Here is a 19,309-nt window from a genome sequence, read left to right on the forward strand (position 1 = left end):
CCAAATGTCCCCCCGGCGCAAGCGCTGGAAGCAGCCCTCCCCGTCGACGCAGCCGCGCATCGCTCGCCGGACGTCCCGACCGAACCCGGAGCGGTGCGGTCGCGTCTGCTGGCGCCGGTCGCGCCGGTCGCGTCGGTCACGTCGGTCACGTCGGTTGCGCCGGTCACGCCTGTTGCGTCCGCCAGTCGCGCCTGCTTCCCCACATCCGGCGCGCGCATCAACGCCCGGCCGATCGACGGAACGTGGCGCCGAGATCCCAGCCCTCGCCGCCCCCGGCGCGCGCGAGGGCGACGTCCGGCAGCACCCCGCCCGCGATCCGGACCTCGGCGATCACGCCGAGGCGGAGCGTCGTGGTGAGCGACCGCGGCGCGGCGGTGGGGGCGAGCCGCGGCGGGTGGCGGGCGAGGTCGAGCGCGCGGGCGCGGTCGTCGGCGGTCGCGAGCGCGAGCAGCGCGTGGAGAGGCCCGGGGCCGAGCGGGCGCACGAGCTCGATCGCGAGCGCCGCCTTGCCGCGGGCGCGGCGGCGCCCGAGCTCCGCGCGAGGGACGGGCTCTGCCGTGACCTCGTGCCCGGGCCGCGAGAGGATCGGCGCGACCGCCTCGGCGACCTCGACGAGGTGCGCGGCGGACTCGTCCACGAGCAGCTCGGCCGGAGGGCCGCCCCACCCGGGATCGCCGTGCGCCCTCGGGAGGCCCGAGAGGCCGAGGTGCGCGAGGCGCTCGGGCGGCAGCGCGTCGACCAGCCGCTGCGCGACGCCGGGCTGACCGAAGGGGCCGGCCTCCGGGCCGGTGGTCAGCACGATCCAGCCGGCGACGCCGAGATCGAAGCGGACAGCGCCGCGGCGGTTCGCGTGCAGCCCGGCGCCGAGCCACCCGAGGTCGTCGCGCTCGGTCTCGAACGCGCGCAGCGACGTCGTGAGGTCCTCGGAGCGGATCACGTCGATCGCGTCGAGGAAGGCAGCGCCGCGCGCGGCGACGTCGTTGCGCGTCAGCGTGATCTGCCGCGGGCCGAGGTCGGCCCGGAAGGCGCCGGTGCCGTCCGGCGACGCGGGGTCGAAGCTGCGCGGCAGGAGCGCGACCATCGGCGACGCGAGCGCGCGGGCGACGCGGGCGGGATCCGCGCGCGGGAACACGGCGGCGAGCGGATCCTTCGGGTGCCGCTCGGGCCTCGGGACGTCGGCGAGCACCGCCGCGGCGCCGCGGGCGCGGGCGCGCTCGACCGAGCTCACGACGTCGCGGCCGTCGAGCTTGACGAGGCGCGCGGTGCGCAGCCCGTCGCGCAGGCGCACGACCGCGGCGTCGCCCTCGCGCGACGGGAGCGCGGACGTGAGCGTCGGGTAAGGGTTCCCGGACGCGTCGAGGCCGTAGAGGCTGTCGGCGATCGCCGACGCGAACAGGGCCGCGGCCGGATCGCTCAGGTCGTGCGGGTCGAGCGAGCCCGTCGGCCACGGGAGGTGCATCGTGATGCGGCCGCCGAGCGGGGTGCGCCCCATGGCGCGGGCGCGCGCCGGGAGGGCGGCGGCGCCGAGCAGGGCGCCGGCGCCGCCGAGGAAGGCGCGGCGCGGGAGCGAGCGGCTCACCGCACCACCCAGATCTCGTCGGCCGTGGCGACGGCGAACGGGGCGCGCCCGGGCCCGTCGGGCGGGCAGACCGCGAGCGCGCGCACCCCCGCCGGCGCCGGGAGGCGCAGGATCTCCGGGGGCGCCGCGCGCGAAGGGCCGCCGTGATGGCGCCGCCACGAGAAGACGACGACGGCGTCCTCGAGCGGGTCGAGCACGTCGAGGCTGGCGAGCAGCTCGGGCTCGCCGTCCTGATCGAGATCGCCGATCGCGAGCTGCGCCCCGGCGCTGCCCACGAGCTTGCGGCGGCCCGCGCTGTCCCGGAGCTCGACCGCGCCGCGCTCGCGCGCCGCCCAGACCGTGAACGGCTCGCCCCGGGCCGACAGGAGCTGCGCCGACGCGAGCGCGTCGTACCGGCCGGCGAGCGCCGTCGTGGCCGGCGGCGGATCGGCCGGGGCGCACGGCGCGAGCGGGCCGGTGAGGAGCGGCCCCCACGCCGTCGTGCAGGCCGAGCCGCCCGCGTCCGGGATCGCCAGCCCCGGGAGCTCGGCGAGCGCGTTCAGCTTGCCGTCGAAGCGGACGCTGCGCGCGCGATCGGTGAGCCCGACGTCGGCGAACGGCGGCTCGGGCTCGCCGTACCGCGCGCGCTCGACGAGCGTGGCGAACGCGAGCGGCTCGCGCAGCGGCGACGGGTGCACGGCGACCACGTCCGGCCACGAGCGCGACGCGAGCGGCACGACCCGGCCGCCGCGGAGGCGGAGCGTGGTCACGCGCCGCCGGCTCACGCTCAGGATCTCGAGCGCGCCGTCGGCGTCGAGATCGCCGCACGCGAGCGCGACGACGTCGCCCTCGAAGTTCTTCGCGCGATCGACCCGGGCGGCGACGAGCGGGACCGGCGCGAGGTAGCTGCGGACCTCCGCGTCGAGGGGCGCCTCGGCGTAGGCGTGGGCGATGGGCCCCGGCTCCGGATCGCGGATGCGCGCCCAGACGGTGCGCGGCACCGGGTACACGTCGGCCGTGACGCGCAGCCGCCCCGCCGCGACCTCGACGGCGAGGTGGACGAGCGCCGCGTCGTCGCGCGCGGCCTCGCGCGCGAGCGGCAGCGGGATCGGGTCCTTGTGCGCGCGCACCCCGGCGCCGAGCTTGCCGGCGAGGTGGGCGGCGAGCGCGGCCGCGAGCTGGGCGCCGCGCGGCGCCGGCGCGTCCGAGGCGAGCGGGCCGGCCGCGACGAGCGCGCGGCCCGTGACGGGGTCGAGCGAGCGCGCGAGCGCGTCCACGACGCGGGCGACGGCCGAGCGCGGCGGCTCCGGCGCGGCGGGGCGTGGCGGCGCGGCGGGCGGCGGCGACGGCTGCGCCGCGGCAGGGCGCGCGAGCGCGAGGAGGGCGACGAGGAGGAGGCTCCGGGGAGACAACGCCGCGATGTTACGCGCGCCGGCGGGGTCGGGGCCAGAGCCGCAGCCCCGCCGGCACCACGACGAGCGCCACGACCAGGCCGACCGCGCTGCCGAGCGCGCCGACCCGGCCCAGATCGCGCAGGCCGTCGAAGCGGCAGAACGCGAGCGCGGCGAAGCCCGCGGCCGTGGTCAGCGCGGTGGCGGCGATCGCCGGCCCCTCGTGGCGCAGCGTCTCGCGGATCACGGCGTCGCCGCCGCCCGCCGCCTCGAGGTCGCGGGCGCGGTGGAGCAGGAACATGCCCTCGTCCACGGTGATCCCAAGCAGCACCGGGATGACGAGCGCGTCGTACGCGTGCAGGGGGATGCCGATCACCCGGATCAGCAGGAGCACGAGCGAGATCTCGGAGGCGACGACGAGCGCGGCCAGCGCGATGTCGCGCGCGCTGCGGAGGGAGGCCGAGAGGGCCAGCAGCACGAGCGCCCCGGCGACGATCGCGATCCGCGGCATGTCGTGCGCGAGCGTCTCGCGGAGCGACGCCTCGAGCCGGGTGTAGCCGGTGAGCATGGCCTTCGGGTCCTCCTCGCGGATCGCGCGCTCGATCCGCTCGACCGAGCCGGCCTCGCGGGGCCGGACGTACAGCGCAACGAGCGCCTCGCCCCCGTCCGCGCCGAGGTAGCGCGAGAGCAGGATGGACGCGGGGCCGCGCTCGAGATCGGCGAGCGTGACCTCCTGCCGCGGCGGCGAGCGCATCCCGTCCAGCACCGCCGAGAAGCGCTCGGGCGCGAAGCCCGTGTCGCGGAGCGCCCGCTCGAGCTCGCCGGCCTTCGCGGGCAGGTCGAGCGCGTCGCGCGCGGCGAACCGCGCGGCCTGCGTCGAGGGGGCGGGCGCGAGCGCGGTGAGCGCGTCGACGGCCTCCACGTCGGCCTTCATCGAGGCGAGGCGCTCCGCGAGCCGGTCGGCCCGGGCGCGGGCGCGCTCCTGCTCGCCGTCCGCGAGGAGCACCACCCACTGCCCGCGCCGCCCGCCGAACGCGTCGAAGATCGCCTGCTGCACCTTGAGCGGCTCGAGCTCGGCGGGCCGGATCGCGACGATGGCCTCGGCGAGCGGCGGCGCGGCGCCGAGGGCGACCGCCGCGATGGGGAGCGCCGCGAGCGCGGCGAGCGCGAGCGCGCGGCCCCGGGTCCGGGTGAGCCGGTAGAGGCCGTCGGGCCAGCGCGCCGGCGCCTCGGGCGGCGGGGCCCCCCGCTCGAGCCAGGCGCCGACGGCCGGCGTCACGAGGACGATCGCGATCGCCGTGAGCACCTCGCCCGCGGCGCACAGGAGGCCGAGCTGCCGGAGGGCGTTGATGTCCGACAGCGCGAGCGCGCCGAACGCCGCCGCCGCGGTGACGGCGGCGACGAGCACCGCGCGGAAGGTCCGCGCCCTCGCGGCGCGCCCGGCCGCCTCCGGATCGAGGCCCTCGCGCCGCGCCTCGAGCAGCGCGGCGTAGACGTGGACGCCGGTGTCGACGCCGACGCCCACGACGACCGACATGAAGGCGACCGCGATCGCGCTGAGCCCGCCCGGGAGCGCCGTGGCGAGCCCCGCGGTCCAGACGGTCCCGAGCACGAGCGGCGGCATCACCGCGGCGAGCGCGCGCATGCGGCGGAAGAGCAGCGCGAAGACCGCGGACGCGATCAGCATCGAGAGCGTGCCCGAGACGGCGAGATCGCGCGTGAGCATCTCCTCGGTGGCCGCGGCGATGGCGTGCCCGCCGGTGAGCCCGAGCGTGAGCCGCGGGTGCGCCGCGCGGATCGGCTCGAGGACGGCGTTCGCGTCGGCGACGAAGGCGCGCGCGTCGGCGCCGCGGAGCGCCTGCCCCGCCGGCTGCACCAGGACGAGGTGCACCTTGCCGTCGTCCGTGGCGAACGCGCCGTCGGCCTGCGTGCGCACCCCGGAGCCGATGTCCGCGGACTCGAAGACGAGCTGCGCGAGCCGCAGCGGGTCGGCCGCGATCGCCTCGGCCGCGGCGCCGGCGCCAGGCGCGAGCAGCATGGCGCGCGTCTCGGCGAGCCGCTCGCGCATCCCCTCGGGCGAGAGCGCGGCGGCGAGCCGCTCCCGCACGCGCGCGTCCGCGTGCCGGAAGGCGAGCCACGGATCGAGCGCGCGCGAGGCGTCGACGCGATCGGCGGCGCGCTGCACGGTCGGGCGCGCCGCGAGGGCCCGCGCGATCTCGGCGGCGACGGCGGCGTTCTCGTCGGGGTCGTCCCCCTTCACCATCACGACGCCGAGATCGCCGCCCCCGAACCCGCGCACGTACCGGCGCAGCGCGGCGGCGTCGCCGCGCTCAGGCAGGAGCGAGGCGACGTTCGGCTCGAGCTGGAGCCGCAGCGTCACGGCGGCGAAGGCGGCGAGCGTCAGCGCCGCGAGCGCGAGCGCGACGGCGAGGCGGAGAGGCCGGCGCGGGGCGCGTGCGCGGGCCGGCGAGGGCGGAGGGGGCGCTGCCATGGCGAGCCGGGCCGGGCCGGCGCCGCTCCTCTACCCTCACGCCCGCCTCGCCGCGAGGACATCGCGCGCCCGCCCCCCGCCGGCGGCGCTTGCGCCCGCGGGCGCACCGGTTCATCCCGGCGGCATGGAGCTCCCCCCGATCGTCCTCGCAGGCAGAGCCGTCCTGCGGAAGCCCGCCGCGCCCGTCCCGCCCGAGGAGATCGGGACGAAGCAGCTCAAGCAGCTCGTCTCGACGATGGTCGCGGTCATGCGCAAGGCGCCCGGCGTGGGGCTCGCCGCGCCGCAGATCGGCGTCGGTCAGCAGGTGATCGTGCTCGAGGACAGCGAGGCGCTGATGTCCCGCCTGACGCCGGAGCAGCGCGCCGAGCGCGGCCGCGTGCCCTTCCCGCTGCAGGTGATCGTCAACCCGACGCTGAAGGTCCTCGCGCCGTCGCTGCCGGCGGCGGCCGACGCGGCGGGCGCGGGGCGGGCGGCGTTCTTCGAGGGCTGCCTGAGCGTTCCGGGCTACATGGCGCTGGTCGAGCGGGATCTGTCGGTCGAGGTGATCGGCGTGGACGCGGACGGCAAGGAGGTCCGCTGGCAGGCGACCGGCTGGCCCGCACGGATCCTCCAGCACGAGGTCGATCACCTCCGCGGCACGCTGTACGTCGATCGCATGATCTCGCGCTCCTTCTGCAGCAACGAGGAGGCGAAGGTCCTGCTCGGCCAGTCGGTCGCCGAGGCGCGGGCCGCGCTCGGCGCGTGACCGCGCGCCCGTCGGGCGAGCGCCCGCGCGGCGCCCGCGCTCAGGGCGAGGGGCCGGCGCCGCGCCCGGCGAGGTCTTCCACGATCCGCTCCATCCTGATCCCGCGCGAGCCCTTCACCAGCACCAGATCGCCGCGCTCGACGATCTGAAGCGCCCGGCTCGCGGCGGCGCTCGCGTCGCCGGCGAACCACGCGCGCACGCCGGCCGCCTCGGCGGCGCGCGCGATCCGCGCCGCCTCGCCGCCGACGGCGATCAGCGCGGCGGGGCGCGCGGCGCCGACCGCCTCGCCGAGCGCGTCGTGCTCCGCCGCCGCGAGCGCGCCGAGCTCGCGCATCTCGCCGAGCAGCAGGACGAGCCGCTTGCCGAGCGCCTCGGCCAGCTCGACCGCCGTCCTCAGCGACGAGCGCATCGACAGGGGGTTCGCGTTGTAGCTGTCGTCGATGATCACGGTGCCGTCCGGCAGCTCGCGGACCGACAGCCGCCCGTCGCCCGGCGGCGCGAGCCCCGCGGCGGCGCGCGCCGCCCGCTCCGTCGAGAGCCGCTCGCCGAGCGCCTCCTCCACCGCGGCGACGGCCGCCGCCGCGGCCAGCGCCCCCGCCTCCCCGAGCAGCGGGACCACGATCTCCAGCGCCTCCCCTCCCCGCTCGATCCGTGCCGAGGTGCCGCGCACCCCGACCGGCCGTCGCCCCGCGATCCGGATCTGCGCGCGCTCGCCGAACCCGTAGGTGATCCGCCGCGCGGCGCCGGCGCGCGCGAGCTGCTCGACCACCTTCGCGTCGTCGCCGTTGCCGAGGGCGACCCCGTCGGCCGGCAGCGCGGCGAGCAGATCGCCTTCCTCGGCGGCGACGTCCTCCAGCGTGCCGAGCCCCTCGGTGTGCTCGACGCCGATGGACGTCAGCACGGCGAGGTCCGGCGCCGCGATCCGCGCGAGGGCCGCGACCTCGCCGCGGTGGTTCGTGCCGATCTCGACGACGGCGAAGCGATGGCGGTCTTCGAGCCCGAGCAACGTCATCGGCAGCCCGATGGCGTTGTTCAGGTTGCCCGCCGTCGCGTGCACGTCGCCGCGGCCCGCGCCCGCGAGCAGCGCCGCGATGGCCCGCGTCGTCGTCGTCTTGCCGGCGGAGCCGCCGATCGCGACGATCGCCCGCGGTCCGTCCGGGTGCGCGCCCCCGCGCCACCGCTCGCGGTGCGCGCTGGCCAGCGCCCCGAGCGCCGCGAGCCCGTCCTCCACGAGCACCGCGCCGCCTTCGGGCGGCAGGTCCGCCTCCCGGGAGACGACGAACGCGGCCGCCCCGCGCTGCGCCGCGGCGCCGAGGAACCGATGGCCGTCGAAGGTCTCGCCGGCGAGCGCGACGAACGCCGCGCCGGGCGCGATCGTGCGGCTGTCGGTCGAGATGCCCCGCGCCGCCGGCCCGGCCCTCAGCACGCGCCCGCCGGTCGCGCGCGCCAGCTCGTCGAGGGTGAACGGGGCAAGGTTCTGCGGGATCGGCGTCGCCATCGCGGGCGATCACCAGCATGGAACGGGCCGCAGGGCCAACGAATCGCCGGCGCGCGGCCTCGCGCGCGTCGAGCCGCCTCAGCGCCGGGTCTTCTCCTTGTCGATCTCGTCGTAGATGTCGTCGCTCTTCGGCCGCGGGCGCGCGGCTGGCCGGGGCGCTGCGGTCGCGGCGGGCGCTGCGGTCGCGCTCGGGGTGGGCTCGGCCGACGTCTCGGCGGTCGTCGGGGCCGGCTCGGTGTAGTCGATCGCGATGGGCCCGCCGCCGCCCATGCTCTGCCACAGCGTGATCCCGACGAGCGCCAGGAGGGCGATCGCCAGGATCACGCTGAGCACGATGATGACCGTCCTGCCGCCCTCGCGGCGCGGCGCCGTCACGGCGGGCGGCTTCTGCGGCTCCGCGCGCTCCTGCACGAAGCTCGACGGGAGCGCCGGCAGCTCGAGGCGCGCCGACGTGGTGGCCCACGGGCTCTCGGCGGGCGGCATCGCCGCGTGAGCCGCCTGGGGCGCGCCGGCCGCCGCCGCGCCGTCCCAGCCGCCGGCGGCGTGAGGCGCGCCCGCGGCGGACGCGCCGTCCCACCCACCGCCCGCCGGCGGCGCGCCGGGCGCCGCCGCGGCGGGCGCCGCGCCCACGGTCGGCGCGGGCGCAGCGGCCGAGGGCGGTCCAGCCGGCGCCGGAACGCCCGCGTGCAGCGAGGGCAGCGGCGTGCGCCCGGCCTCGTGAACAGGGGGACCCGCCGGACCGAAGCCGGGGCCCGCGAACGCCGGCGGCGCCCCCGGAGGGGGCGGCTGCGCCGCGTTCGCGGCCAGCATCCGTTCCGTGTTCGGCGCAGGCTGGAACGACATCTGGCTCGGGGGCGCCGGGTCCGACGGCGGCGGCGCCGAGATGAACGGGAGGCCGCTCGCAGAATAGACGCCGCTGGTCGACAGCACGTCCTGCTGCGAGACGAGCCCGGGCGGGAGCGTCCCTCCGCGCGCCGAGACGTTCCCCGCGGGCGGCTGGGTGTAGCCGGATCTCGCCGCCGCCGGAGGGGAGGCCGGCGCGGAGAACTCGGGCGTCGACGACGCGGGCCCAGCGAGGCCGGGCGCCGACGGCGCGGGCGCCGCGAACGCGGGCGGCGACGGCGCCGGCCCGGGATACACCGCTCCGGAGGCGGCGGGCCCGGCGAGCCCGGCCCCGGACGGCGCCGGTCCCGCGAAGCCGGGTGGGCTGTGCTGCTGAAGCCGAGGGCTGAGCGCGTACTGCGAGGAGAGCGGGCGGAGGACCCCGGGCGCCATCAGCGGCGCCACGGGCGGCGGCCGGAAAGGGATCCCTGATGCATGCGTCGATGCGAGCGGCCGGCCTGACTGCGCCGCCATCTCACCCTCGGGGGCTCCCCATGGAACGTGTTTGTCGGTCATCCGCGCGCCCCGGAGAGACCGCCAACGCGGCCCCTCCGCCTCACACTGAAGCGGAACAGCGCTCTCAATCTACCCTCAAGTCTCGGCGTCCGGCCATCCTTCTGACGCGTCGCCCCGCCCGTGAGGCGCTGCTGCGCCGGGGATGCGCGGCGCGGCGCCGCGACCACGGCGCCCGTTGCGGACGAAGGAGCAGCGCGGCGCGCTTCCCGGGCTCGGCCCGTCGAAGATCGAGCTCGTCCTCCGCCCGTGGGCGCAGGCGGCGGTGCGCTCGCCCCGCCGCCTGCGCGCTTCCGCCCGTGGGCGCAGGCGGCGGTGCGCTCGCCCCGCCACCTGCGCGGGAGCGGACGGCGCTCCCGGCCCGCGGCGCGCTCGCATCCAGCGTGCGGGGGACGCGCGCTCCGTCAGCGGCCTGCGCGAAGCCTCGCGAGCGCGGGCGCGCCCGACGGCAGAGCTCGCACCGAGGGGCTGTCCACGCTTGCCGGGAACTCTCGACATGGCGGGGCGCACGCCGCGGACGGGTGACGGCGCCCCCGCGGGGACGCGGGCTTGTGCCGCCGCGGGGCGGCTGTCGACCGCGGCAGCACAGTGCTATGGCTCGTCGCGATATGGCCGCCGAGACGATGGGCCCCCGCACCTCCCCCGAACCTTCTCCCAACGAGCCGCGCGAGCCCGCGCGCTACGATCACGCCGCGGTCGAGCCGCGCTGGCAGCGCGCGTGGGAGGAGGGCGAGACCTTCCGCGCCGTCCGCAGCGCGGGCGGCGCGCGCGAGAAGCGCTACGTGCTCGACATGTTCCCCTACCCTTCGGGCGCGGGGCTGCACGTCGGCCACCCCGAGGGGTACACGGCGACCGACATCGTGTCGCGCTACTACCGCATGCGCGGCATCGACGTGCTGCACGTGATGGGCTGGGACGCCTTCGGCCTCCCGGCCGAGCAGCACGCCATCGAGACCGGCACCCACCCGGCCGACACCACGGCGCGGAACATCGCGACGTTCAAGCGCCAGCTCAAGATGCTGGGCTTCAGCTACGACTGGTCGCGAGAGCTCGCCACGACCGATCCGCGCTACGTGCGCTGGACGCAGTGGATCTTCCTCCAGCTCTTCAAGAACGGCCTCGCGTACCAGGACGAGGTGAGCGTCAACTGGTGCCCGGCGCTCGGCACCGTCCTCGCGAACGAGGAGGTGATCGACGGCAAGAGCGAGCGCGGCAACCACCCGGTCTACAGGACGCCGCTCCGCCAGTGGATGCTCCGCATCACCGCCTACGCCGACCGCCTGGCGGAGGATCTCCGCCTGCTCGACTGGCCCGAGGGGACGGTCGCGATGCAGCGCGCCTGGATCGGCCGCTCGGAGGGCGCCCTGATCACGTTCGAGGTCAAGGCGTGGAGCAAGGGCTCGGTGAGCGTGTTCACGACCCGCCCCGACACGCTGATGGGCGTCACGTACGTCGTGCTCGCGCCCGAGCACCCGCTCACCAGCTGGATCACGTCGACGGAGGGCAGCACGTCCGAGCCGCGCCGGGAGGCCGTGCGCGCGTACGTCGCCGCGGCGTCCAGCAAGAGCGATCGCGAGCGCCTCGCCGGGGCCGCGAAGGAGAAGACCGGCGTCGACACGGGCCTGTTCGCGGTGCATCCGATCACGGGCGCCGAGGTGCCGATCTGGGTCGCGGACTACGTGCTCGGCAGCTACGGCACCGGCGCCGTGATGGCGGTGCCCGGGCACGACGAGCGCGACTTCGCGTTCGCGCGCGCGTACGGGCTGCCCATCGTCGAGGTGGTGAGCCCCGACGGCGCCCTGCACGACCAGCTCGAGGCCGCCTACGTCGACCCCGGCGTCGCGGTCCGGAGCGGCGAGTTCGACGGGCTGAAGACGGAGGAGTGCAAGCGCGCGGTCATCGAGCGCCTCGAGGCGCTCGGCCGCGGCAAGCGCGAGGTGAACTACAAGCTGCGCGACTGGGTCTTCTCGCGCCAGCGCTACTGGGGCGAGCCGATCCCCATCTACTTCCCCGTCGAGCTCGCCGATCCCGGCGGCGATCCCAGGAAGGGCGACGCGCACACGATCCGCTACGACCAGCCGATCGCGGTGGACGAGGCCAGCCTGCCGCTCGAGCTGCCGCCGCTCGCCGACTTCCGGCCTGGCGACGACCCGGCCGGTCCGCTCGCGCGGGCAGTCGACTGGCGGTTCTTCCAGAAGGACGGCGCGTGGTACGCGCGCGAGACGAACACGATGCCGCAGTGGGCGGGGTCGTGCTGGTACTACCTGCGCTTCCTCGATCCGCAGAACGACGCCGAGCCGTTCTCGCAGGCGGCGTACGACGCGTGGATGCCGGTCGACCTCTACGTCGGCGGCGCGGAGCACGGCGTGCTGCACCTGCTCTACGCGCGCTTCTGGCACAAGGTGCTGTTCGACCTCGGCCACGTGAAGCACCCCGAGCCGTTCATGAAGCTCGTCCACCAGGGCATGATCCTCGGCGAGGACAACGAGAAGATGTCGAAGTCGCGGGGCAATGTGATCAACCCCGACGACATCGTGCGGTCCTACGGCGCCGACGTGCTGCGGCTCTACGAGATGTTCATGGGCCCGCTCGAGGCCGTGAAGCCCTGGCAATCGGCCCAGATCCAGGGGGTGGTCCGGTTCCGGGATCGCGTCTTCGCGACGTGCACGCGGCCGCTCTCGGACGCGATCGACGACGCGACGAGCCGGCAGCTCCACCGGACCATCAAGAAGGTGACCGGCGACATCGAGGCCATGGCGTTCAACACCGCCATCTCCGCGATGATGGTCTTCGTGAACCACCTGAACGCGATCCCCTCGCCGCCGCGCGAGGCGGTGCTCCGGCTGATCCTCCTCGTCTCGCCGTTCGCGCCGCACCTCGCCGAGGAGCTGTGGCGGCTCACGGGGCATCAGCGCTCGCTCGCCTACGAGCCCTGGCCCACGTACGACGAGGCGCTCTGCGTCGACGACGTCCTGGAGATCCCGGTGCAGGTGAACGGCAAGGTCCGCGGCCGGGTGACGCTGGCGAAGGTGGCCTCGGAGGACGAGGCGCGCGCCGCGGCGCTCGCGCTGGAGAGCGTGGCGGCGCTCTCCGCGGGCAAGCAGGTGAAGAAGTTCATCTACGTCCCCGGGAAGATCGTGAACATCGTGGTCGGCTGACGCGCCCGCGCCGCCCGGCCAGAACGAACGACGACGCCGCGACGTCGTCGCGAACGGACGCTCCGAGCGGGCGGCGCGAGGCGCGCTCTTCCCGGATCCCGAAGGTCCGCGCTCGCCCATCGTCCCTTCCCTTGGAGGATCGAGCTCGCCCATCGTCCTTCCCTGGAGGATCGATCGCGAACCTCTGGCTCCCTGCCGGCGCCGGGGTCGGGCGCTCGGCTCCCCACGAGCCCGATCGGCGCGCCGGCCGCAGCGCCCACCACAGCGCTGCGCAGCTCGGCGGGCGCGTGAGCTTCCTCGGAAGCAATCCTCTCCTGCCTCGAGGAACGCGGCGCATGCACAGCCCAGGCTGGCAGGTGCCGTGCAACGGCGGCTTGCCGTGTTCCGGAACAGCACCGCGTGGTGTACCCGAGCTGGATACCTCCTCGCCGCCGCCGCGCTGGCCGGCTGCGCGGGCGACGCGGGCGAGCCTGCCGCGCGCGGGGAAGACGCGGACGAGGCCGCGCTGGAGATCAAGGGAGGCTATCCCGACGCGGGAGATCGCGCGGTCGCCGGGCTGATCATCACGGATCGGAAGGGCCGCGTCGCGCGGACCTGCTCGAGCACCCTGATCGCGCCCGACCTGGTGCTCACGGCGCAGCACTGCATCGCGGAGGCGCCGAAGCTCATCTCCTGCAAGACGGCGACGTTCGGTGAGCCGGTCGACGCCTCGCAGGTCTACGCCACCCTCGGCCGGGCCATGTGGGCCGCGGACGCGCCGTGGCTCGCCGTGCGCGCGGTGCTCAGCCCGCCCGACGGCAACGCCGTGTGCGGCCGCGACCTCGCGCTCGTCGTCCTCGCTTCGCCGGTCCCGAGCAGCGACGTCACGCCCCTCGCGCCCCGCCTCGACCGGCCGCCCGAGGAGAGCGAGGTCTACTCGGCGGTGGGCTTCGGCGACACGGAGGGCAGGGCGCGCGACGGCGGCGCGCGTCGGCGCCGCGACGGGCTCCGCGTCGAGTGCGTCGGCTACGGGTGCGGGACGCAGCAGCGCGTCACGGGCAGCGAGTGGCGCGGCGAGAGCGGCATCTGCAGCGGCGACTCGGGCGGACCCGCGCTCGACGGCGCCGGGCGGATCATCGGCGTGACCTCGCGCGGGCCGGCCGGCTGCTCCGACCCCATCTACGGCGGGCTGATCGCCCATCGCGACTGGCTCGTCGCCGAGGCAACGCGCGCCGCCGACGCCGGCGCTTACGGCGCGCCCTGGTGGGCCACGGCGCCCGGCCTGGCGGAGCGATCGCCGTCGCGTCGGCCGCTCGACGAGCGCTGGCTCTCGTGCGCCCACGGCCCCGTGGCCGGGGGCGGGGCCGCCTCCGCACGCGCGCTCTTCGCGCTCTTCGCGCTGCTCGCGCTGAGGCGCGCCGGGACGGCGGCTCCGCGGGCGCGCGCCGCGCGGCGGAGCACGATTTCCGCCTGATCGACGCTCCGGCGCACACCTCGCCTGCTAGGATGCGCCCGTCCAGACCCTGCGGAGTGTCCATGCCCAGCTCGCCCATCATCCGTCCGGCCGCGCTCCTCGCGGCGCTCGCGCTCGCCTCGACGTCCCTCGGCTGCGGGCCGACCTACGTGCGCGGCAACCAGGTCGAGGGGCTCGACGACGCCGCGATGAGCACGGGGATCGACAAGCGCGACATCGAGCAGCTCCTCCACGAGAACCTGAAGTCGCTGATGGCCTCGCCCATCGCGAAGGCGTGGGCGCAGGAGGGCTCGCGGCCCACGCTCGCCATCTACCCGCTGTCGAACCAGACGAGCGAGCACATCGACAGCCAGCTCCAGGCGCTCCTGTCGGACATCGAGACGTACATGGTCAACACGGGCCTCGTCACCGTGGTGAGCGTCGAGCGCCAGCAGCAGATGATCGCCGAGATCGAGCAGCAGCACGGCGGCGGGTTCGATCCGGACCACATCGCCGAGTACAACCGCCAGCTCGGCGCGAAGTACTACATCACCGGCAAGGTCTTCACCTCCGACGAGCGCACCGAGGACGAGCGCCGCGTCCAGTACTTCATGTTCATGCAGCTCATCGAGGTCGCCACGAGCGCGGTGGCCTGGCAGAACAAGGCGGCCTTCACCAAGGCGCTCATCCAGGAGTGATGCGCTGGCGGCACGCGAGCCTCCGGGGGCGCGGGCGCGCGGTCCTCGTGCCTCTCGCGCTGCTCCTCGGCGTCGGACAGGCCGCCTGCGCCGGCCACGAAGATCGCGTGCGCACCGCGCTCGCCGCGCTCGACCGCGGTGCGCCCGCGGAGGCGGTGGCCGCGCTGAACGAGCAGATGGAGGTCGCGAGCGCGGCCGAGCTTCCGGCGCTGAAGGGCGACAACGCGCTCCTCCTGCTCGACCGCGGCAACATCCTCCTCGGCATGGACCGCTACAAGCTGTCCGCGCGCGATCTCGGGGCGGCCGACAAGTCGATCGACCTGCTCGACATGTCGCGCGGGGCCGCCGCCGAGCTCGGGAAATACCTCTTCTCGGACGACGCGGGCCCGTACAAGGCGCCTGCGTACGAGAAGCTGCTCATCAACACCATCAACATGATGAACTACCTGGCCCAGCGCGACCTCAACGGGGCCAGGGTCGAGGCCCGCCGCCTCGCCGTGATGCAGAAGTACCTGCGCGATCACGAGGGCGAGACGGCGCTCGTCGGCCTCGGGAGCTACCTCGCCGGCTTCGCCTTCGAGAAGAGCGGTCAGGTCGACGAGGCGCTCCTCTACTACGACGACGCGCTCCGCCACGGGCCGTACCCGTCGCTCCGCGCCCCGCTCCGCGCGCTCACGCGCGGCGAGCCGAGGACGCCCCGCATCGCCGCCCAGATCGAGGGCGTGGAGCCGCCGCCGCCGCTCGCCGAGGCCGGCGAGGCGGAGCTCGTGGTCGTCGTCGGGTTCGGGCGCGTGCCGCAGAAGGTGCCGCAGCGGTTGCCGATCGGGCTCGCGCTCGCGTTCGTCGCCGACGACATCAGCCCGACCGATCGCGCGCGGGCCAACGAGCTCGCGGCCAAGGGGCTCGTCACGTGGGTCAACTACCCGACGCTCGCCCGGGGCAAGGGCGGCTACGCGATCCCGACCCTGACGCTGGATGGGCGCTCCCAGCCGCTGGAGCAGGCCCTCGATATCGAGGCGCAGGTGCGCTCGGCCTGGAAGAAGAGCGAGGGCACGATCATCCTGTCGGCCATCACGCGGACGCTCGCCCGCGTCGCCGCGGGCGAGGCCGCCCAGGGCGCCACCGAGGCGGCCGCGGAGGACTCCGGTCCGCTGGGCCTGCTCGTCGGCCTGCTCACGAGCGCGACGCTGACCGCGCTCGACACCCCGGACACGCGCGGCTGGTCGACGCTCCCCGCGCGCATCGCGATCGCGCGCACCCGCGTCCCCGCGGGCACGCACGAGGTGGTCGTGAGCGCCCGGGGCGAGGTGCGGCGCGCCCGGGTGACCGTGGCCGCGGGCGGGTGGGCCTTCGTCCCGGCGATGGTGCTGCGCTGAGCGGTCCCGGGCGCGGGCCGGAAGGGTTGCCGGCGCATCCCTCCCGCGGCAGTCTCCGCGCCGATGCGTAGCCCTGCTCTCCGCGCCGTGCTGGTCCGCGCGCTCTCGGCGTGCTCTCCCCTCGCGCTCCTCGGCGCGACCGCCTGCGGGACGCTGGCCACCTCGCCGTCCTGGGTCGGCGGCGGCCTCGCGGTCTCCGCGCCGATCCGCGCGGCCGAGGAGGACGCGGCGCAAGAGCGCGAGCGGGCGCTCGTGGCGAGCCAGCCCAAGCAGATCGGCGCGCGGCACATCCTCGTCATGCACGACGGATCGAAGAGCAGGCCCGAGGGCGTCCGCCGCACGCGCGACGAGGCGCGCGCGCGCGCCCAGGAGGCGCTCCTCAAGATCCGCGGCGGGGCGGCCTTCGAGGACGTGGTCGCCGAGTACAGCGACGAGCCTGGCGCCAAGGAGCGCGGCGGCGACCTCGGGGTGTTCGAGCGCGGCGTGATGGTGAAGGGCTTCGCCGACGTCGCCTTTGCCCTGAAGGTCGGCGAGGTGAGCGAGGTCGTCGAGACCCCGTTCGGATTCCACATCATCAAGCGCACCGAGTAGCGCCGGTCGCGGCCGTCCGCGCGGGGGCCGCGGGCTCGACGCCTCCGCCCGGGTCGCCTAGCGTGGCTCGCATGACGAGGACCGTCCCCGCCGCGCTGACCGCCGAGCACCGCCGCCTCGAAGAGGAGCGCGAGCGCCTCTTGCGCTGGAAGCACTGGGGCCCTTACCTGTCGGAGCGCGCCTGGGGGACGGTGCGCGAGGACTACAGCGCGAACGGGGACGCCTGGGCGCATTTCCCGCACGATCACGCCCGGAGCCGCGCCTATCGCTGGAACGAGGACGGCCTCGGCGGCATCTGCGACCGCCACCAGATCCTGTGCCTCGCCGTCGCCGTCTGGAACGAGAGGGATCCGATCTTGAAGGAGCGGGCCTTCGGCCTGACCGGGCCCGAGGGCAACCACGGCGAGGACGTCAAGGAGATCTACTACTACGAGGACGCGACGCCGACCTCCAGCTACCTGCGTTACCTCTACCGGTACCCGCAGCGCGAGTTCCCGTACGGAGCGCTCATCGACGCCGCGCGCGAGCGCGGCCTCTCCGACGGCGAGGTCGATCTCCCCGATCTCGGCGCCTTCGACGGCGATCGCTACTTCGACGTGATCGTCGAGTACGCGAAGCGGAGCCCGAGCGACATCTTCATGGTCATCACGGTGGTGAACCGCGGCCCGGAGCCCGCGCCGATCCACGTGCTGCCGCACCTCTGGTTCCGCAACACCTGGTCGTGGAGCGACCCGCCCGGCCCGGTCCCGGAGATCCGGGCCATGCAGAGCGGCCCTGGGCACGTGATGCTGCGCGCGGCGCACCCCGAGCACGGCGCGCATCACCTCTACATCGAGGGCAGGCCGGAGCTGCTCTTCACCAACAACGAGACGAACCACGAGCGGCTCTACGGCGCCCCCTCGCGGACGCCCTACGCGAAGGACGCGTTCCATGATCGGGTCATCCACGGCGACGCGTCGCGGGTGAACCCCGAGCTGCGCGGCACCAAGGCCGCGAGCTGGCACCGCCTCGAGGTGCCGGCCGGCGGGCGCAGGCGGATCCTGCTCCGGCTCGCGCCGGACCCGGTGGAGCGGCCGTTCGAGTTCGCGGACGAGCTCCTCGAGATGCGCCGCCGCGAGGCGGACGAGTACTATCTCGCCGTCCAGGGCCCTCATCTGTCCGAGGATCGCCGCGCCATCCAGCGGCAGGCGGCGGCGGGGCTCTTCTGGACGATGCAGTTCTATCACTACGACGTCGACACCTGGCTCCGCGGCGACGTCGACGCGCCGCCGCCCGAGCGGCTCTCGGGCCGCAACGGCCAGTGGCGTCACGTCTCGGTCGCCGACGTCATCTCGATGCCGGACAAGTGGGAGTACCCCTGGTTCGCGGCCTGGGATCTCGCCTTCCACGCGGTCGCGCTGGCCTCGCTCGACATCGATCTCGCGAAGGCGCAGCTGAAGCTGATGGTCAAGGAGTGGTACCAGCACCCGAACGGCCAGCTGCCCGCGTACGAGTGGGAGTTCTCGGACCTGAACCCGCCGGTGCACGCCTGGGCGACCTACCAGCTCTACAAGATCGAGCGGAAGCAGCGGGGCGAGGGCGATCGGGTGTTCCTGGAGCGGGTGTTCCACAAGCTCCTCATCAACTTCGCCTGGTGGGTCAACAAGCGTGACGCCGAGGGGCACAACGTGTTCGAGGGCGGGTTCCTCGGCCTCGACAACATCTCCCTCTTCGATCGCAGCGAGCGGCTCGCGCCCGGGATGCGCCTCGAGCAGGCGGACGCCACCGCGTGGATGGCGATGTACTGCCTCGACCTCATGCGCATCGCGCTCGAGCTCGCGCTCGACAACTCCGCGTACGAGGATCTCGCCAGCAAATTCTTCGAGCATTTCCTGCGGATCGCGCACGCGCTCCACCACGCGGAGGGCGGCAGGCTGCCGCTCTGGTCCGAGGAGGAGGGCTTCTACTTCGACATCCTCACCGCCGGCGGGAGGCCGCGGCACGTGAAGATCCGGTCGGCGGTGGGCCTCATCCCGCTCTGCGCCGTGCACGTGATCACGCCGGAGATCTACGGCAAGCTCGCGAACTTCCGGCGCCGGACCGAGTGGTTCCTCCGCAAGAACCCCGCGCTCGCCGAGGCGATCACGGTGCGTCCGGACGGCCGGCAGGTGCTCTCTGCGGTGACGCCGGGGCGCCTCGAGCGGGTGCTCGCGCACCTGTTCGACGAGGACAAGTTCCTCTCGCCGTTCGGCCCGCGGTCGCTCTCGAAGGAGCACGCGGCCGCGCCCGTCTCGCTCGGGCTGGAGCAGCCCTGCCATGCGCAGTACACGGTCGGTTACGAGCCGGGCGAGTCGATCACGCGCATGAAGGGGGGCAACTCCAACTGGCGCGGCCCGATCTGGTTCCCGCTCGGCTATCTGCTCTACCGCTCGCTGCTCCGGCTCGATCACGGCTTCGGCGACGTGCTCACGATCCCCCCGATCGGCGGCCACGGCCCTCGCACGCTCCGCGACGGCGCGCACGAGCTGGAGCGACGGCTGATCGCGATCTTCGAGCGCGATCGCGAGGGGCGCCGCCCCGTCTACGGCGAGCACCCGCTCTTCCACCGCGACCCTCATTTCCGGGATCGTCTGTTCTTCTTCGAGTACTTCCACGGCGACACCGGCGCCGGGCTCGGCGCCTCGCACCAGACCGGCTGGACCGCCCTCGTCGGCGATCTGATCCTCCGCGCGGGGCGCCACCACCTCCCCTATTCGTAGCGCGTCACACAAGATGCACGGTCGGCGCCGGTTCGAGGCCGATCCGTGCTAGGAGGGCGCCTGTGTCGCTGGCGTTCGGCGTCTTGCTCCTCGCGCTGGCCGTCATGCTGGGCGGCATTGCGGCGCTCTTCCGTCATCGCAGCGAGGGCGCGATGTCTGCGCTCCGGACGTTCGCCCTGGTCGGGGCGGCGTCGATAGCGTTGCTGCATCTCTTGCCGGAGGCGCTCGGCGAGATCGG

General features: G+C 75.2%; 13 protein-coding genes (1 of these 13 running past the window's edge). 8 read left to right on the top strand and 5 right to left on the bottom strand.

The window, feature by feature from the left end; translation table 11 throughout:
* Window positions 1-217 precede the first annotated feature (217 nt).
* From WMF26_RS42335 to WMF26_RS42345, 3 genes are read right to left on the bottom strand one after another with little or no spacing between them, the layout of a single operon-like run.
* The gene (locus WMF26_RS42335) at window positions 218-1,579 is read right to left on the bottom strand and encodes a hypothetical protein (protein ID WP_061627720.1); all 1,362 of its coding nucleotides are present in this window, start codon (window positions 1,577-1,579) and stop codon (window positions 218-220) included.
* Window positions 1,576-2,970 (bottom strand): hypothetical protein, encoded by a 1,395-nt coding sequence (locus WMF26_RS42340; RefSeq protein ID WP_437997349.1) that lies wholly within the window; start codon window positions 2,968-2,970, stop codon window positions 1,576-1,578. The genes WMF26_RS42335 and WMF26_RS42340 overlap by 4 nt, the downstream gene beginning before the upstream one ends.
* 10 nt (window positions 2,971-2,980) lie before the next feature.
* The gene (locus WMF26_RS42345; RefSeq protein WP_437997350.1) at window positions 2,981-5,440 is read right to left on the bottom strand and encodes an MMPL family transporter; all 2,460 of its coding nucleotides are present in this window, start codon (window positions 5,438-5,440) and stop codon (window positions 2,981-2,983) included.
* Between the two features lie 124 nt (window positions 5,441-5,564).
* Between WMF26_RS42345 and WMF26_RS42350 the strand changes: the two genes are divergently transcribed.
* A complete protein-coding gene (locus tag WMF26_RS42350) occupies window positions 5,565-6,185 on the top strand; it encodes a peptide deformylase (RefSeq protein ID WP_437997351.1) in 621 nt (206 codons plus the stop codon).
* Between the two features lie 40 nt (window positions 6,186-6,225).
* Here WMF26_RS42350 and WMF26_RS42355 read toward each other — a convergent pair whose 3' ends face one another.
* Together WMF26_RS42355 and WMF26_RS42360 are read right to left on the bottom strand one after the other, a co-directional pair.
* A complete protein-coding gene (locus WMF26_RS42355; protein ID WP_437997352.1) occupies window positions 6,226-7,683 on the bottom strand; it encodes a UDP-N-acetylmuramoyl-tripeptide--D-alanyl-D-alanine ligase in 1,458 nt (485 codons plus the stop codon).
* A gap of 78 nt (window positions 7,684-7,761) precedes the next feature.
* Window positions 7,762-8,958 (bottom strand): hypothetical protein, encoded by a 1,197-nt coding sequence (locus WMF26_RS42360; protein WP_437997353.1) that lies wholly within the window; start codon window positions 8,956-8,958, stop codon window positions 7,762-7,764.
* Window positions 8,959-9,671: 713 nt separating this feature from the next.
* Here WMF26_RS42360 and leuS point away from each other — a divergent pair.
* The 7 genes from leuS to WMF26_RS42395 form a co-directional block, all read left to right on the top strand.
* Window positions 9,672-12,236 (top strand): leucine--tRNA ligase, encoded by a 2,565-nt coding sequence (gene leuS, locus WMF26_RS42365; RefSeq protein ID WP_437997354.1) that lies wholly within the window; start codon window positions 9,672-9,674, stop codon window positions 12,234-12,236.
* Between the two features lie 361 nt (window positions 12,237-12,597).
* Complete coding sequence (locus tag WMF26_RS42370) at window positions 12,598-13,689, top strand: trypsin-like serine protease (RefSeq protein WP_437951767.1); 1,092 nt, start codon at window positions 12,598-12,600, stop codon at window positions 13,687-13,689.
* 62 nt (window positions 13,690-13,751) lie between these two features.
* Window positions 13,752-14,366 carry a penicillin-binding protein activator LpoB gene (locus WMF26_RS42375; RefSeq protein ID WP_020740473.1) on the top strand — a complete coding sequence of 205 codons (615 nt, stop codon included), beginning with the start codon at window positions 13,752-13,754 and terminating at the stop codon, window positions 14,364-14,366.
* Window positions 14,366-15,742 carry a hypothetical protein gene (locus WMF26_RS42380; protein ID WP_437997355.1) on the top strand — a complete coding sequence of 459 codons (1,377 nt, stop codon included), beginning with the start codon at window positions 14,366-14,368 and terminating at the stop codon, window positions 15,740-15,742. Before WMF26_RS42375 ends, WMF26_RS42380 begins: the two co-directional genes overlap by 1 nt.
* A 63-nt stretch (window positions 15,743-15,805) precedes the next feature.
* Entirely contained in the window at window positions 15,806-16,333 is a 528-nt protein-coding gene (locus tag WMF26_RS42385; protein ID WP_061628155.1) for a peptidylprolyl isomerase, read from the top strand.
* Window positions 16,334-16,404: 71 nt separating this feature from the next.
* Window positions 16,405-19,071, top strand: a complete 2,667-nt coding sequence (locus tag WMF26_RS42390; protein WP_437997356.1) for an MGH1-like glycoside hydrolase domain-containing protein — start codon at window positions 16,405-16,407, stop codon at window positions 19,069-19,071.
* 83 nt (window positions 19,072-19,154) lie between these two features.
* Window positions 19,155-19,309: the 5' end (the start) of a hypothetical protein gene (locus WMF26_RS42395; protein ID WP_437951770.1), read on the top strand. The gene runs 652 nt beyond the window's last position; 155 of the gene's 807 nt are visible here — the first part of the coding sequence; the start codon lies at window positions 19,155-19,157; its stop codon lies off the right edge, out of view.

It is taken from the genome of Sorangium sp. So ce185 (genome assembly GCF_051526825.1).
Classification (GTDB): Bacteria; Myxococcota_A; Polyangia; order Polyangiales; family Polyangiaceae; genus Sorangium; species Sorangium cellulosum_D.